The sequence below is a fragment of the Lysobacter sp. P5_B9 genome, assembly GCF_054049835.1.
In genome coordinates this window covers 121,408-136,283 of sequence record NZ_JBFULP010000004.1, presented here as the reverse complement: position 1 = coordinate 136,283, position 14,876 = coordinate 121,408, and the positions used below count along the sequence as shown (strand labels likewise).

The following is a 14,876-nucleotide window of genomic DNA, read 5'->3' as shown; positions in this document are numbered from 1 at the left end:
TGTGGCTGGGGGGCGCCCGGCACTGCGCCTCACGACCGGATGGCCGCGAGCAAAGTCCCGAGCAAAGACTCGGAATTATAGCCCGCGCCGCGCGCCCTGGCCCTTGAGCTCCCTCCCCGCGTGCGGGGGAGGGCTGGGGAGGGGGAGGGGCGCTGGGAAGCTTCACTGCCATCCCGACCTTCCCCCGCACGCGGGGGAAGGGGTGAAAGCGGGGGAAGGGGTGAGCCCTCAGCCTTGACCGGCGATCCAACTGCCCCGGACACGCAATTCCGGGTCCAGCAGCACCAGGTCGGCGCGGTAACCCGGGGCGATCCGGCCCAGTTCTCCGCCCAGGCCCAGGAAATCGGCCGGGTAGGTCGAGGCCATGCGGCAGGCCTCGGCCAAAGGCAGGCCCACGCGCTCCACGGTGTTGCGCACCGCGCTGGCCATGTCGAGCGCCGAGCCGGCGAGGGTGCCGTCGGCGGTGGTGCATTTGCCGCCGCGGCAGGTCATCGCCACGCCGTACAGGATGAAGTCCTCGCGTTCGCCGCCGACCGGCGGCATCGCGTCGGTCACCAGCATCAGCTTGCCGACCGGCTTGGCCGCGATGGCGACGCGCAGGGCGGCATCGTGCACGTGGTAGCCGTCGACGATCAGGCCGCACCAGCTGTCCGCATCTTCCAGCGCGGCGCCGACGGCACCGGGATCGCGGCTCTGCAACGGCGTCATCGCATTGAACAAATGGGTCACGCCGCGCACGCCAGCAGCGAACGCATCGCGCAGCTGTTCATAGCTCGCCGCGGTGTGGCCGGCGCAGACGACCACGCCGCGCGCCGTGAGCGCACGCAGGGTCTCGGCGCTGAAGCGCTCCGGCGCCAGCGTCACCATCGTGCGGCCGACGCCAAGCGATGCCACCAGGTCCAGCTCGGCCGCGTCGGGGGTGTGGAACTTGTGCGGGTCGTGCACGCCCTTGCGCGCTTCGGCCAGGTACGGCCCTTCGAGATGGATGCCGAGAATGCCGGGCACGCCCTGCGCGATCGCCTCGCGCGCGGCGTCGATCGCGCGGCGCATCACCGCGACGTCGTCGCTGATCAGCGTCGGCATCAGGCCGGTGGTGCCGAAGCGGCGATGCGCGGCGGCAATGCGGCGCAGGCCATCGACGTCCGGCGCATCGTTGAACAGCACATCGCCGCCGCCATTGACCTGCGTGTCGATGAAGCCGGGGACGAGATAGCCGCCGTCCAGGTCGATCGCCTGCGTGCCGCGTGCCGCTTCGCCGTGCAGGACCGCGACGATGTGGCCGTCCTCCACCACCACGCTGACGTCGCGCTCGAAGCCGCGTTCGGTGAGCACGTGGCCGTTGCGAAAAACCAGCGGGGGATGCGGCGCGGTCATGGCGTCAGACGGTCTCGGTGACCTTGTTGAGGTGCGGCGGCACATCGGGATTGTGCCCGCGCGCCACGGCGAGGGCGTTGACCGCGCCATAGAACGCCTGCACGGTCAGCAGCGGGGTGCAGGCCGGATGCCGCGGTGCCGGCAATGGCAGCACGCCGGCACCCTGTGCGCCCGGCAGCGCCAGCCACACCGGCGCACCGCGCGCGCGGAATTCGCTGGCGATGGCCGCCGTGCTGGCGCCGGTATCGTCGTCCTGGGCGAAGGCCAGTACCGGGAAATCCGGCCCGACGAGGGCCATCGGTCCGTGCTTCACCTCGGCCGAAGAAAATGCCTCGGCATGCAGGCCGCAGGTTTCCTTGAACTTCAGCGCGGCTTCCTGCGCGGCGGCCAGGCCAAGTCCGCGCCCGAGCACGAACAGGTTCTGGGCCAGGCGCAGACCCGACACCAGCGATGACCAGTCCTGCCGCCACGCCGCGCGCATCGCTTCGGGCAATTCCTCGATGGCGGCGAGCAGCGCGGCATCGCCGCTCCAGCGCGCCGCCAATTGCAGCAGGGCGGCGAGCGAACACAGGTAGCTCTTGGTCGCGGCCACGCTGTTCTCGGGGCCGGCACGCAACGGAATGACGGTGTCGGCGAGGCGTGCCAGCGGCGAATCGGCGACGTTGACCAGGGCCACTACTATCGCGCCGGCGGCCTTGGCGATCTCGGCGTTGCGCAGCAGGTCCGGGCTCTTGCCCGATTGCGAGATCACCACGAACAGCGCGCCGTCCAGTTGCGGCTGCACGGCGTAGACCGAGCCCACCGAGGGCGAGGCCGACGCCGTCACCAGGCCGAGCGTGGTTTCGAACAGGTATTTGCCGTAGGTCGCGGCGTGGTCGGAACTGCCGCGCGCGCAGGTGACGATGAAGCGCGGCGGCGCCTGCTTCAGGCGCGCCACCAGCGCGTCGATCACGCCGGCGTTGGCAGCGAACTGGCGCTCAACGGCGTCGGCGGCCTCGGCCGCTTCGGCGTACATCTTGGTGGTCGTGGGGTCGATCATGGCGTGCCGTCCGGTGATTGCAGGGGTCGTCATCGCGGCGACGATGACGCACGCAGGGCTTATTCCGTGTGCAGTTCGGCGACGAAGTCGTAGGCGTCGCCGCGATAGAAGGAACGGGTGAACTCGACCACGCGCCCGTCGTCGAGGAAGGTGCGGCGTTCGATGAAAAGACCAGGGCTGCCTTCGGGCAATTGCATTAGCCGTGCCTGTTCGGCATCGAAGGCGATGGCGCGTAGGCGTTGCAGCGCGCGCGCTGGGCGGATGCCGCACGCGGCGAAGGCCTCGTACAGGGAATTGCCGACCATCGCGGGATCGGCGAGTACGGACTGCGGCACCGCCGTGCGCTCCAGGGCCAACGGCTGGTCGCCGGCGGTGCGCAAACGGTAGTAGCGCACGACCTGGGCGCCGGGCGAGAGGTTGAGCGCCATGGCTTCCTCGGGCGTCACTTCGCCGACACCGCGTTCGAGGAACACCGACTTGGGGTCCAGTCCGCGCGCGCGCAGGTCGTCGGTGAAGCTGGTCAGCTTGGAAAACGATTTGACGATGCGCTCGGCGACGAACGTGCCCGCGCCGTGGCGCTGCACCAGCAGGCCGTCCGCGACCAGGCCGGCGAGGGCCTTGCGCACGGTGACGCGGGACAAGGCCAGCAGCTTGCCCAGTTCGCGCTCGCCCGGCAGGGCCTGGCCCGGGGTGAATTCACCGTTCTCGATCGCGTGCTGCAGGGTCCGGCGCAGGTGCTGGTAGGCCGGCGCCCGACGGGTCTCGGCTTGACGCTGGAACTCGCTGACCAGATAGCTCTCCATGCTCAAACAATACCAGTTGCAGACCATAAGGGCAATTATTCCGGCTAGTGGTATGCAACTGGTATCAACAGTGGTAGTGTGCCCCCACTGCCACTGGACCTGCCCCATGACCCCCGTCGTACCCGTCGGCTCCGTTGCCCACCCGGCTCACTCGTCTCCCCTCCCATCGTTTGACCTGGTGATCTTCGGCGGCTCCGGCGACCTTGCCCTGCGCAAGCTGTTGCCGGCCTTGTTCCATCGCTACCGCGATGGGCAGATCGTGGACGGCACGCGCATCGTCGGCGTCGCCCGCGACGTCCGCAGCGACGCGGACTACCGGGAACAGGTCCGCGCGGCGCTCGCCGCTTCGATGCAACACGACGACGCGGACAATCCCGGCGGCGCCGCGCTGGCAGGTTTCCTCGAGCTGTTGTCCTACCAGCGCCTGGACCTGGCCGGCGATGCCGGCTGGGAAGAGTTCGCGCAGGCCATGCGCCGCGAGCGGCGCGTGCGCGTGTTCTATCTCGCGGTGGCGCCGGATCTGTTCGCGCAGGCCGCGAACCGGCTGGCGGCGTGGGACCTGATCGATGCGGACGCCCGCGTGGTGGTGGAAAAGCCGATCGGCACCGACAGCGCCAGCGCCGACGCGACCAACGACGCGCTCGGCCGTGTGTTTGCCGAACGGCAGATCTTCCGCATCGACCACTACCTGGGCAAGGAAACGGTGCAGAACCTCACCGCGCTGCGCTTTGGCAACGCGCTGTTCGAGCCGCTGTGGCGCGCGCAACACATCGACCACGTGCAGATCACCGTCGGCGAGACCATCGGCGTGGAAGGCCGCGCGCCGTACTACGACCGCGCCGGTGCGCTGCGCGACATGGTGCAGAACCACCTGCTGCAGCTGCTGTGCCTGGTGGCGATGGAGCCGCCAACCTCGCTCGATGCCGACGCGATCCGCGACGAGAAGCTGAAGGTGCTGCGGGCGCTGCGCCCGATCGACGCGGGCAACGCGGCGCAGCTGGTCGTGCGCGGCCAGTACCGCGACGGCGCCGCCGAAGGCCGCGCGGTCCGCGGCTACGCCGAAGAGCTCGGCCGCAGTTCGCGCACCGAAACCTTCGTCGCCCTGAAGGCGGAAGTGCGCAGCTGGCGCTGGGCCGGCGTGCCGTTCTACCTGCGCACGGGCAAGCGCCTGCCTGCGCGCGTGTCGGAAATCGTAGTGACCTTCCGACCCGTGCCGCATTCGATCTTCGAAGGCGTGAGCGAACTCGCGCCCAATCGCCTCGTGTTGCGCCTGCAGCCCGACGAGAGCGTGACGATGTGGCTGATGAACAAGGTGCCGGGTCCCGGCGGCCTGCGCCTGCGCCACGTGCCGATGGACCTGAGCTTCGCCGAGACTTTCGGTGGCCGCCAGGCCGACGCCTACGAACGCCTGCTGATGGACGTGGTGCGCGGCAACCCGATGTTGTTCATGCGCCGGGACGAGGTCGAAGCCGCGTGGAAATGGATCGATCCGATCCGTGCCGCATGGGAAACCGGCAATGACGCGCCCAAGCCCTACACCGCCGGCACCTGGGGCCCAAGCGCCGCGGTGGCCCTGATCGAACGCGATGGCAGGACCTGGCATGAAGATGCAGCGTGAGCACCTGGCGGTGATCGCGCCGGTGCGCCCCGCATTCGACGAACGCCGCCATGGCGACGGCGATGCACTGGCGTCCGCGCTCGCACGCTGCGTCGCCGACGACCTGCGTTCCGCGCTCGAACAACGCGGTGAAGCGAAGCTGGCTCTGTCCGGCGGCACCACGCCGCTGCGCTTCCTGCAGGCGCTCTCGCGCGAGGCGCTGGAGTGGTCGCGCGTGCAGGTGCTGCCGGTCGACGAGCGCTGGCTGCCACCACTGCACCGGCGTTCCAACGAACGCCTGCTACGCGAGCACTTGCTGCAGAACGCGGCGGCCGCGGCGAACCTGCTGTCGCTGTTCCGCCCGGTGGCCACGCCCGAGTGCGCGTTGCAGGCCGTGCTGACGCAGGTCGCACTGCGTGGATTGCCGCTCGATGTCGCCGTGCTGGGCATGGGTGTGGATGGCCACTTCGCTTCGCTGTTCCCCGACCTGCCGCGCCGCGACATCGGCCTGCAAGCGGGCGGGCGCGCACCGGTGCTCGCCGTGCGCAGCAGCGCCGCGCCCGAGCCGCGCATGTCGCTGACCCTGAGCGCGATCTTCACCGCGCCGTCGCTGTACCTGCACATCGAAGGCGACAGCAAGCGCCGCGTCCTGGAAACGGCGATCGAGGATCCGCGCAGCCGCCTGCCGATCCGCGCCTTCATGGCGCAGGCGCCGGTGCCGCCACGGGTCTTCTGGTGTCCGGATGTGGCGGCCGCACGCGGCAACGACGGTGCCACGGGCGAGAGATCCGCATCCGACGCGCTGCGCAGCAGGGAGCGGCCTGACATGGTGCATCCGGTGGTTGCCGAGGTCACCGCGCGCATCGTCGAACGCAGCCGCGAACGGCGCAGCGCCTACCTGGCGCGCATCGAGGCCGCCGCCGGAAACGGGCCGCATCGACGCGAGCTGTCCTGCGGCAACCTGGCGCACGGCTTCGCCGCCTGCGCGCCCGATGACAAGGCCGCGCTGCGCACGGGCGCCGCGCCGAACCTTGGCATCGTCAGTGCCTACAACGACATGCTGTCCGCGCACCAGCCGTTCGAGCGCTTTCCCTTCCTGATCCGCAACGCCGCGCGCAGCGTCGGCGCGACCGCGCAGGTGGCCGGCGGCGTGCCGGCGATGTGCGATGGCGTGACGCAGCGGCGCGAAGGCATGGAGCTGTCGCTGTTCTCGCGCGAGGTGATCGCGTTGTCGACCGCGATAGCGCTGTCGCACGACATGTTCGACGCCGCGCTGTACCTAGGCGTGTGCGACAAGATCGTGCCGGGCCTGCTGATCGGCGCCTTGAGTTTCGGCCACCTGCCAGCGGTGTTCGTGCCGGCCGGACCGATGTCCTCGGGCCTGCCCAACGACGAGAAGTCACGTGTGCGCCAGCGATACGCGGAAGGCAGGGCGACGCGCGAAGAGTTGCTGGAAGCCGAAGCGCAGAGTTACCACGGTCCCGGCACCTGCACCTTCTACGGCACCGCCAATTCCAACCAGATGCTGATGGAGCTGATGGGCCTGCACCTGCCAGGCGCCAGTTTCATCGCGCCGGAGTCGCGATTGCGCGATGCGCTCACCGCAGAGGCCACGCGTCGTGCGGCGGCGATCACCGCCCTCGGCGATGACTATCGCCCGGTTGGCCGCGTGATCGACGAATGCGCGATCGTCAATGGCGTCGTCGGCCTGCATGCGACCGGCGGATCGACCAATCACCTGCTGCACCTGATCGCCATTGCCGCGGCGGCCGGGATCGAGCTGCGCCTGGACGACATCGAGGCGCTGTCGCACGTGGTGCCCCTGCTGGCGCGCGTGTATCCCAACGGCAGCGCCGACGTGAACCACTTCCACGCCGCCGGTGGCATCGCGTTCGTGATCGGCGAACTGCTCGATGCCGGCCTGCTGCATGAAGACGTCGAAACCATCGCGGGTCGCGGCCTGTCGCGCTATCGCGTCGAGGCCCGCAACGATGCAAGCCAGGGCGTGCAATACGTGCCGGCGACCGGGCGCAGCGAAGACCTCTCCGTCCTGCGCCCGGTCGCCGCGCCGTTCCGCGTCGACGGCGGCGTGCGCGTGCTGCGCGGACCGCTGGGGACCGCCGCGATCAAGGTCTCTGCGGTCCCCGAAGACCGCTTCGTCATCGAGGCGCCCTGTCGCGTGTTCGCGCGGCAGGACGAAGTGCAGCGTGCGTTCGACAACGGCGAACTCGACCGCGATGTCGTCGTCGTGGTGCGTTTCCAGGGGCCCCGCGCCAACGGCATGCCCGAACTGCACGCGCTCACGCCGCTGCTGTCGGTGCTGCAAAAGAAGGGCCATCGCGTGGCGCTGGTGACCGATGGCCGCATGTCGGGCGCATCGGGCCAGGTGCCGGCGGCGATCCATGTCAGTCCCGAAGCGGCCAGCGGCGGCGCGATCGCGAAGCTGCGCGACGGTGATGTGGTGCGCCTGGATGCGGACGCCGGCACGCTCGACGTGCGCGTCGATGACCGTGAGTGGCTAACGCGCGAGGCCGCACCCGCCGATCTGTCCGCGAGCCAGCAGGGCATGGGGCGCGAACTGTTCGCCCTGTTCCGCGACCGCGCAAACGCGGCCGATGCCGGCGGCGGCATCTTCCATTGCGCATGAACCCGCCGACGAACCCGTGTCGGCAAACCTGGGAACCACACATGGAATTCCTTGAATCCGTGCTCCACGCCGCACCGGTCATTCCCGTGGTCGTGATCGACGATGCCGGGACCGCCGTCGCACTGGCGCGTGCCCTGGTCGCCGGCGGAGTACCCACGATTGAGATCACCCTGCGCACGCGCGACGCGCTCGATGCGGTGCGTGCAATTGCCAGCGAAGTCGAGGGCGCCATCGTCGGTGTCGGCACCGTGCGTACACCGCAGGATCTGGACGCTGCCGAAAAGGCCGGCGCGCGCTTCGCCGTATCGCCGGGATCGACGCCCACCCTGCTTGCAGCGGCACGCGAACGCGCGCTGCCGTGGTTGCCGGGCGCGGGCACGGCCAGCGAAGCCATGCTCCTGGCCGAGCACGGCTTCCGCTACCAGAAGTTCTTCCCCGCCGCGTCCGCGGGCGGTGTTGCCGCGCTGCGCTCCCTGCACGGTCCGTTGTCCGAGGTGCGTTTCTGCGCCACCGGAGGCATTGATGCCGGCAATGCGCGCGAGTATCTGTCGTCTCCGAACGTCGCCTGCGTCGGCGGCTCCTGGCTGACGCCGCCCGGCCTCATCGCCGTCCGGGACTGGGCAGCGATCGAGCGGCTGGCGCACGCGGCCGCGCAATTGCGCGTCTGAAACCGGGGAATGCCGATCGGAACTGGGGTCAGCGTGCCTTCGGCCGCGGCGGCGCGGTCGATCCGCGCACGATCAGCTGCGGGCTGAAGCCTTCGTTGGACAGGGCCTTGCGCGGCCGGTCCTGGATCTCCTGCAGCAGGCGCCGTGCGGCGTGCTGGGCGATTTCCTCGGTGGCCTGCTTCGCGGTGGTCAGGGCCGGCCAGCTCTGCTTGGAGAACGGGCTGTCTTCGAAGCCGGCGATAGACAGGTCATAGGGCACGTTCATGCCACTGGATTTGGCTGCGGCGAGTACGCCCGCGGCGATCTCGTCGTTGCTGCCGAAGATCGCAGTCGGCCGGTCGGGCAGCGCCAACAGCCGGCGCGCCCCGCGGAAACCGTCGTCGAAGGAGTAATCGCCCTCGACCACCAGCGACTCGTCCAGCGCGATGCCGTAGTCATGCAGCGCTTCTTTGTAGCCTTTGTGCCGCTCCCATGAGGAGCCGTGCGACTTGCCGCCCCACAGGAACCCGATGCGGCTGTGGCCAAGCTGGATCAGGTGTTCGGTGATTTCATAGGCGGCGTCGCGGTCATCGACATAGATGCACGCGCTGCCGTCCTGCGGGTCGGCGGCGGCCGAGACGACTCGCACCAGGCGGATGCCGTTCGCGATCAGTTCGTCGACCAGTTCCTGCCGTTCCGACATCGGCGGTGCCAGCACCAGGCCCGCCAGGCGCGCGTGCTGCACCAGGCGGATGATTTCGCTGGCGAGCTTGGGCGACGACGAGTCGCAGGGGTGGATCTGCAGGCCGTAGCCGGTTTCGCGGCAGACCGCCAGCACGCCGTTCTGCATCGCGATCACGTAGTACGGATTCGGGTTGTCGTAGATCAGGCCGATCGCATACGACTGCGCGCTGCGCAGGCTGCGCGCAGAAGGGTCAGGCTGGTAGCCGAGTCCGGCGATGGCCTCCTGCACGCGTTCGCGCGTGCGCGCCTGCACGCTGGGCTCGTCGTTGATGACGCGCGAAACGGTCTTGAGCGATACCTGGGCGCGCTCGGCTACGTCCTTGATGGTGGGTCTGCGCAACGAAGCCTCGCGGTTACATCCGATTACATCCGACGGACCGCGGCATCGCTCGACGCTGCGGGGGGGGGGCGGCTAGCCTATCCAACCCCCGCCGTGGTGGATACACGTGCGGGGGCGTGTGGAGTGCGTCAGTTCAGTTCTGTGACACAGCGTCCCGTGCGCTCGCCACCGGCGTGTGCTGCGCGTGTCCCACGTTGTGGCCGCGCATCGCGAAATACAGGATGTACAGGTAGCACGGCACCATCAGCGACAGGAACACCAGCTGGAAGTCGTGCACCTGCTTGAGGTGCACGAACAACTGCGGGATCACCGCGCCGCCGGCGATGCCCATGATCAGCAGCGCGGAGCCCTTCTCGGTCAGGCGGCCCAGGCCCTGGATAGCCAGCGGAAAGATCGCCGGCCACATCATCGCGTTGGCGAAGCCGAGCGCGGCAACGAAGTACACCGACGCATAGCCCTTGGTCAGGAAGGCGCCGATGGCGAGCAGCACGCCAAGGATGGCGGACAGGCTCAGGTAACGCTCCTGCGAGATGTAGCGCGGAATCACGACCAGGCCGACCACGTAGCCGACCAGCATGGCGCTCAGCGTGAAGCCGGTGAAGAACTTCGTCTCGTCCAGCGGCAACCCGAACGCCTGGCCATAGGTACCGATCGCGTCACCGGCCATCACCTCCACGCCGACGTAGACGAAGATGCACAGCGCGCCCAGCCACACGTGCGGGAACTGGAACAGGCTGGTCTTGCTGCCTGCATCGCCCTCGGTATTGACTTCCTCCGCGCGGATTTCAGGCAACGGCGAGAACATGATGCCGACCGAGAGCAGCGCCAGCAGGCCGGCCATCAGCATGTACGGATCGTGGATGCGCGCGGCGAACTCGTTGAGTACGGCTTCCTTGGTGGCGGCATCGGCCGCACCCGCCACGCGGCTGGCTACGTCGCCCATGCCATGCATCACCAGGGTGCCGATCACGAATGGCGCCGCCCATCCGGCCAGCTTGTTGCAGATGCCCATCACCGCGATGCGCTGCGCCGCGCCCTCGATCGGACCGAGGATGCTGATGTACGGGTTGGAGGCCGTCTGCAGGATCGCCAGGCCCGCGCCGATCACGAAGATGCCGGCGACGGCGCCCGGATACACGCGCGCCGTCGTGTACTGGCCGAACACCAGGGCGCCGACCGCCATCAGGAACAGGCCCAGCGCCATGCCTTTCTTCATCCCTGTCCTGCGCAGGATCAACGACGAAGGCAGGGCCAGGAAGAAATACGAGATGTAGAACGCGCTCGGGATCAGGAACGCGAGGGTGTCGCTGACGTCGAAGGCGAGCTTGGCGAAGGAGATCAGCGGGCCGTTGAGCCAGGTGACGAAGCCGAAGATGAAGAACAGCGCGCCGACGATCGCGATCGAGCCGTAGCGGCTGCGCGATGCACCGGCGGTGCCGGGTGATGAGGTGGACATTGCAGGACTTCCCTCCCGAGGAATGCGGGCTGCCCCGCGGCGACCGGATCGATTTGACCTGTGCGACAACCTGCAGCGTAACGTTGTCACCAGTGGACAAGCCGACCCGGCAATTGCGGCCTAGTCTCGCCGCGTTGGCCGCATAAATCTTGCTGCTGTGCAGCACAAAAACGCCGGAGTTTCCGGGCTCAAAGCAGAGGCGATCACTTTTTTCTAACAATTGTTGACATCGTTGTCATCGCGGGCGCAATCTCGGCCGCGATCGAGGCTCGGGGGTCAGAGAAGGGAATGCCGTGGAAATCAGCAGGACCACAATCCGGGAACGGCTGCCGGCAGCGGATGAGCCGGGCAGCGGGACGGAGGCCGTGAGCCCGATGGCGTCCTCGCCTGCCCCTGTCCAGCAATTCATCGCCGCCGATGTGGGCGGGACCAATGCGCGCATCGGCGTGGTCCGGGCGAACGCGGACAGCGCCATCGAGGTGCTCGCGTATCGCAAGTACAGCTGCGGCGATTACCCCAGCCTCACCGTCATCCTCGCCGAATTCGTGGCCGAGCACGCCGCCGCCGCCGGCATCGATCGCATGGTGATCGCGAGCGCGGGCGTGGTGCTGGACGACGAGGTCATCAACTCGAACCTGCCCTGGCGGATATCGCTGTCGGAGATGCGCGGAGAGCTGCGCCTGCGCGAGCTGCATGTCATCAACGACTTCGCCGCCGCGGCGCACGGCGCGCAGTGCCTGGATCCGGCCGAATCGCGCCTGCTGACGCCGGGCGTGACCGTCGCCGATCCCGGCCCGGTCCTGGTGATCGGCCCGGGTACGGGCCTGGGCGCCGCGATCTGCATCCCGGATCCACGCGGCACGGTGGTGCTCCCGACGGAAGCGGGCATGACCGCCTTCGCGCCCGGCAACGAGCGAGAGATCGCGATCCTGCGCTGGCTGCAGCAGCGGACGCGGCATGTGTCGACCGAACAACTGGTGTCGGGGCCGGGCCTGGTCAATCTCTACGACGCGTTGTGCGCGATCCATGGCCACGATCCCGCCTTGCGGGCGCCCGCGGCGATCACCGAGGCCGCGCGCCGCGGCGATGCCATCGCGCGCGAAGCCGTACTCGCTTTCTGTGCCCTGTTGGGCAGCGTCATCGGCGATCTTGCCGTCATCGGCAGCGCCCGCGCGGTATTCGTTGCGGGCGGGATCGTGCCCCAGCTCCTCGATTTCATCGCCAGCAGCGACTTCCATGCCCGGCTGGTCGACAAGGGCGCGATGCGCGCCGTGCTCGAGCGGGTGCCGGTGCGGCTGATCGAGAACGAACGCCTCGGCGTGATCGGCGCGGCGAACTGGTTTGTGCAGCACCTGAACCATCGGCAGGACGCCGATCCCAGCAGCAAAGACGCAGGCCACAGCTCAGCGTGACAAGAAGCGGTCGAAGGCTCTGCCGGGGGAGGCGGAATCCACAGGCCAATACCAATAAAACCGTGGGAGGGGAAATCCATGCAGCTCCGAAAGAAAGTCCTGTCGATCAGCATCGTTGCCGCACTCGGCGTCGTCGCCGGCTCGGCCAGTGCACAGGAGGCGCCGGCGGCGTCGAACCAGACCGCAACCAACCTCGACACCGTCGTGGTGAAGGGCATCCGCGGCGCCATCGAGGCCTCGCTGGACACCAAGCGCAATGAAGGCACGCGCGTCGAGGTCATCAACTCCGAAGACATCGGCAAGATGCCCGACAAGAACGTGGCCGATTCGCTGTCGCGCGTGCCCGGCATCAACATCAGCGCCGCCAGCGCCAACGAAGGCGCGTTCGACGAGAACGACCGCGTGTCGATGCGCGGCACCAGCCCCAGCTTCACCCAGACCCTGATCGACGGCCACAACATCGGCAGCGGCGACTGGTTCGTGCTCAACCAGACCGGTACCGTGGGCCGCAGCGTCAGCTACTCGCTGCTGCCGTCGGAACTGGTCGACTCGGTGGTGGTGCACAAGTCGTCCGAAGCCAAGCTGGTCGAAGGCGGCGCGGTCGGCAGCATCGACATCATCACCCGCAACCCGCTCAACTTCGACAGCGGCTTCAGCATCTTCGGCTCGGTCGGCGTGGTCTATGCCGACCTGCCCAGCAAGTCCGATCCGCAGATCTCGGTGCTCGGCAACTGGAAGAACGATGACGGCAGCTTCGGCGTGACCTTGCAGGCTTTCAGCGAAGAGCGCCACCTGCGCCGTGACGGCCAGGAGATCCTGGGTTACGAAACGATCGCCCCGGGCTCGGCCATCGCCACCAGCAATCCCGACCTGGCTGGCGTTTTCTACCCGGCCCTGATGGGTTCCGCATTGTTCGAGCAGGAACGCAAGCGCACCGGCGGCATGTTCAGCGCGCAGTGGAAGCCCGCCGATGGCCTCGAGTTCGAAGCGAACTACTTCCGCTCGGACATGAAGGCCGACAACTACAACCGCAACTACATGTTGTGGGGCGCACGCATCCTCGGCCAGGGCGCCGGCCAGGCACCGGATCCCGGCTATGTGATCCGCGACAACACGCTGGTTGACGCCAACTTCACTGCCGATCCGACCCGCCAGTACGGCATCTACGACCAGATCTCACGCCCGGGCGCCAAGTCGAGCACTGAATTCTTCAGCCTCGAAGGCAAGTGGGACATCAATGAGAGCCTGCGCCTGAGTGGCCAGGCCGGCACCTCGGAAGGCCACGGCAAGACGCCGACGCAGGACGTCGCCGAATGGGACATTGGCAAGGGCACCGGCGCGGGCTATTCGCTGCACGGCGTCGGCGCGGCCGACTGGAATCTCGGCACGGCCAACACCGGCCAACCCGGCGTACCCAATGTTGACTACGGCCTCGACTGGATCTTCGGCTTCCAGGACATCGATGTTGAAGACAAGGAGGACTGGGCCCAGGTCGACGCCGAGTGGACGGTCGACGGTGGCGTCCTGCAGTCGCTCGATTTCGGTCTGCGCGGCGCCAAGCACGAACGCAACCTCGACCAGGTCACCGCGCAGGGACCAGGCCCCGGCGCGTTCGATCCGGCCAACTGGCCGCAGGGCTTCCAGAACTACCCGAGCGACTTCGGCGATGGCCTGGGCGGCCACTTCCCGCGCAACATCTGGTTCTTCACCGCCGACCAGCTCGCTACGTTCAACGACGCGTTCACCAACCGCGATCCGGTCACGCGTTTCTTCTTCCCGGGCGCCTATGGCCTGGAAGAGCGCAGCAACGCCGCGTATCTGCAGCTGAACTTCGGTGGTGAGCAGTGGACCGCCAACGTCGGCATGCGCTACGTCGAGACCAAGGAAGAGGTCACCAACTTCGTCAATGCCGACGCGACAGATCCCGACGCCATCACCACCTCGGCATTCGGCGCGTACAAGACTGTGGTCACCAAGAACACCTACAAGGACTGGCTGCCGAGCGCCAACTTCAAGTGGGACATGACCGATGACCTCGTCCTGCGCCTGTCCGCGAACCAGAGCATGACGCGTCCGGACTTCTCGGCGCTGGCGGGTGCGGTGAGCCTGCTGCCTCCGGCCACGGTGAATGGCGTGGGCAGCGGTACCGGCGGCAACCCGAACCTCAGGCCGATCCTGTCGACCAACCTCGACGCGACCGTGGAGTGGTACTACGCCCCGCGTGCGCTGTTGTCGGTCGGTGTGTTCAGCATGAGCATCGACGACTACGTGACGCTGGGCCACGAGCGCCGCCAGTTCGTGACCATCGATGCGCTGCATCCGGCCCCGGGTGCGTTGGTCGACTACGACCTCACCGTACCGGTCGGCACCCATGCCGATGTCAACGGCTTCGAAATCGCGTGGCAGCAGCCGATCGCCGAGTACTTTGGCGTCTTCGCGAACTACACCTACGCCAACGGTGACACCGACGACGGCCAGCCGATGCTGGGCACCTCGGAGAGCACCTACAACTTGGGTGGCTACTTCGAGAACGACATGTTCAACGCCCGCCTGAACTACACGTACCGTTCGAAGTTCTTCAGCGGCCTGGATCGCGCCTCGGCGTTCTGGCAGGACGAGATCGACAACGTGTCGGCTTCGTTCGGCTGGAAGATCAACGACAACTACCAGCTCAGCCTGGACCTGATGAACCTCAACAACCCGAAGACCAAGTACTTCGCCGAGTCGAAGGAGCGCCCGCGCTCGATCTACGAGAACGGCCGCCAGTACTACCTGAACTTCCGCTTCAAGTATTGAGTCGGTGGGCTGTAGCAAGGC

At 67.8% G+C, this 14,876-nt stretch carries 10 protein-coding genes and 1 pseudogene; 6 read left to right on the top strand and 5 right to left on the bottom strand.

Annotated features, from left to right (window positions below):
* Positions 1 to 228 precede the first annotated feature (228 nt).
* Genes nagA through ACXJJ9_RS10000 form a run of 3 tightly spaced genes read right to left on the bottom strand, consistent with a single transcriptional unit; the run spans position 229 to position 3,216 of the window.
* The gene (gene nagA / locus ACXJJ9_RS10010) at positions 229 to 1,374 is read right to left on the bottom strand and encodes an N-acetylglucosamine-6-phosphate deacetylase (RefSeq protein WP_457097041.1); all 1,146 of its coding nucleotides are present in this window, start codon (positions 1,372 to 1,374) and stop codon (positions 229 to 231) included.
* A 4-nt stretch (positions 1,375 to 1,378) separates the two neighbouring features.
* Positions 1,379 to 2,413: an SIS domain-containing protein gene (locus ACXJJ9_RS10005; protein ID WP_457097209.1), complete on the bottom strand. Its 1,035-nt coding sequence runs from the start codon at positions 2,411 to 2,413 to the stop codon at positions 1,379 to 1,381.
* Between the two features lie 59 nt (positions 2,414 to 2,472).
* Positions 2,473 to 3,216, bottom strand: a complete 744-nt coding sequence (locus ACXJJ9_RS10000; protein WP_457097040.1) for a GntR family transcriptional regulator — start codon at positions 3,214 to 3,216, stop codon at positions 2,473 to 2,475.
* 106 nt (positions 3,217 to 3,322) lie between these two features.
* Between ACXJJ9_RS10000 and zwf the strand changes: the two genes are divergently transcribed.
* From zwf to eda, 4 genes and pseudogenes are all read left to right on the top strand, one after another.
* Positions 3,323 to 4,834, top strand: a complete 1,512-nt coding sequence (gene zwf, locus ACXJJ9_RS09995) for a glucose-6-phosphate dehydrogenase (protein WP_457097039.1) — start codon at positions 3,323 to 3,325, stop codon at positions 4,832 to 4,834.
* A pseudogene (gene pgl / locus ACXJJ9_RS09990) lies at positions 4,803 to 5,513 on the top strand (6-phosphogluconolactonase); the annotation flags it as partial. The gene zwf and the pseudogene pgl, both read left to right, overlap by 32 nt.
* Before the next feature lie 126 nt (positions 5,514 to 5,639).
* On the top strand, positions 5,640 to 7,460 hold the full coding sequence (gene edd, locus ACXJJ9_RS09985; protein WP_457097208.1) for a phosphogluconate dehydratase: 1,821 nt from the start codon (positions 5,640 to 5,642) through the stop codon (positions 7,458 to 7,460).
* A gap of 41 nt (positions 7,461 to 7,501) precedes the next feature.
* On the top strand, positions 7,502 to 8,128 hold the full coding sequence (gene eda / locus ACXJJ9_RS09980) for a bifunctional 4-hydroxy-2-oxoglutarate aldolase/2-dehydro-3-deoxy-phosphogluconate aldolase (RefSeq protein ID WP_457097038.1): 627 nt from the start codon (positions 7,502 to 7,504) through the stop codon (positions 8,126 to 8,128).
* 28 nt (positions 8,129 to 8,156) lie between these two features.
* On the opposite strand, the gene ACXJJ9_RS09975 is transcribed toward eda, so the two are convergent.
* Complete coding sequence (locus tag ACXJJ9_RS09975; RefSeq protein ID WP_457097037.1) at positions 8,157 to 9,191, bottom strand: LacI family DNA-binding transcriptional regulator; 1,035 nt, start codon at positions 9,189 to 9,191, stop codon at positions 8,157 to 8,159.
* Between the two features lie 133 nt (positions 9,192 to 9,324).
* Complete coding sequence (locus ACXJJ9_RS09970; protein WP_457097036.1) at positions 9,325 to 10,647, bottom strand: sugar MFS transporter; 1,323 nt, start codon at positions 10,645 to 10,647, stop codon at positions 9,325 to 9,327.
* Between the two features lie 374 nt (positions 10,648 to 11,021).
* Between ACXJJ9_RS09970 and ACXJJ9_RS09965 the strand changes: the two genes are divergently transcribed.
* Both ACXJJ9_RS09965 and ACXJJ9_RS09960 read left to right on the top strand, forming a co-directional pair.
* The gene (locus tag ACXJJ9_RS09965; protein ID WP_457097035.1) at positions 11,022 to 12,059 is read left to right on the top strand and encodes a glucokinase; all 1,038 of its coding nucleotides are present in this window, start codon (positions 11,022 to 11,024) and stop codon (positions 12,057 to 12,059) included.
* A 78-nt stretch (positions 12,060 to 12,137) separates the two neighbouring features.
* Positions 12,138 to 14,855, top strand: a complete 2,718-nt coding sequence (locus ACXJJ9_RS09960) for a TonB-dependent receptor (protein WP_457097034.1) — start codon at positions 12,138 to 12,140, stop codon at positions 14,853 to 14,855.
* The last annotated feature ends 21 nt before the right edge of the window (positions 14,856 to 14,876 follow it).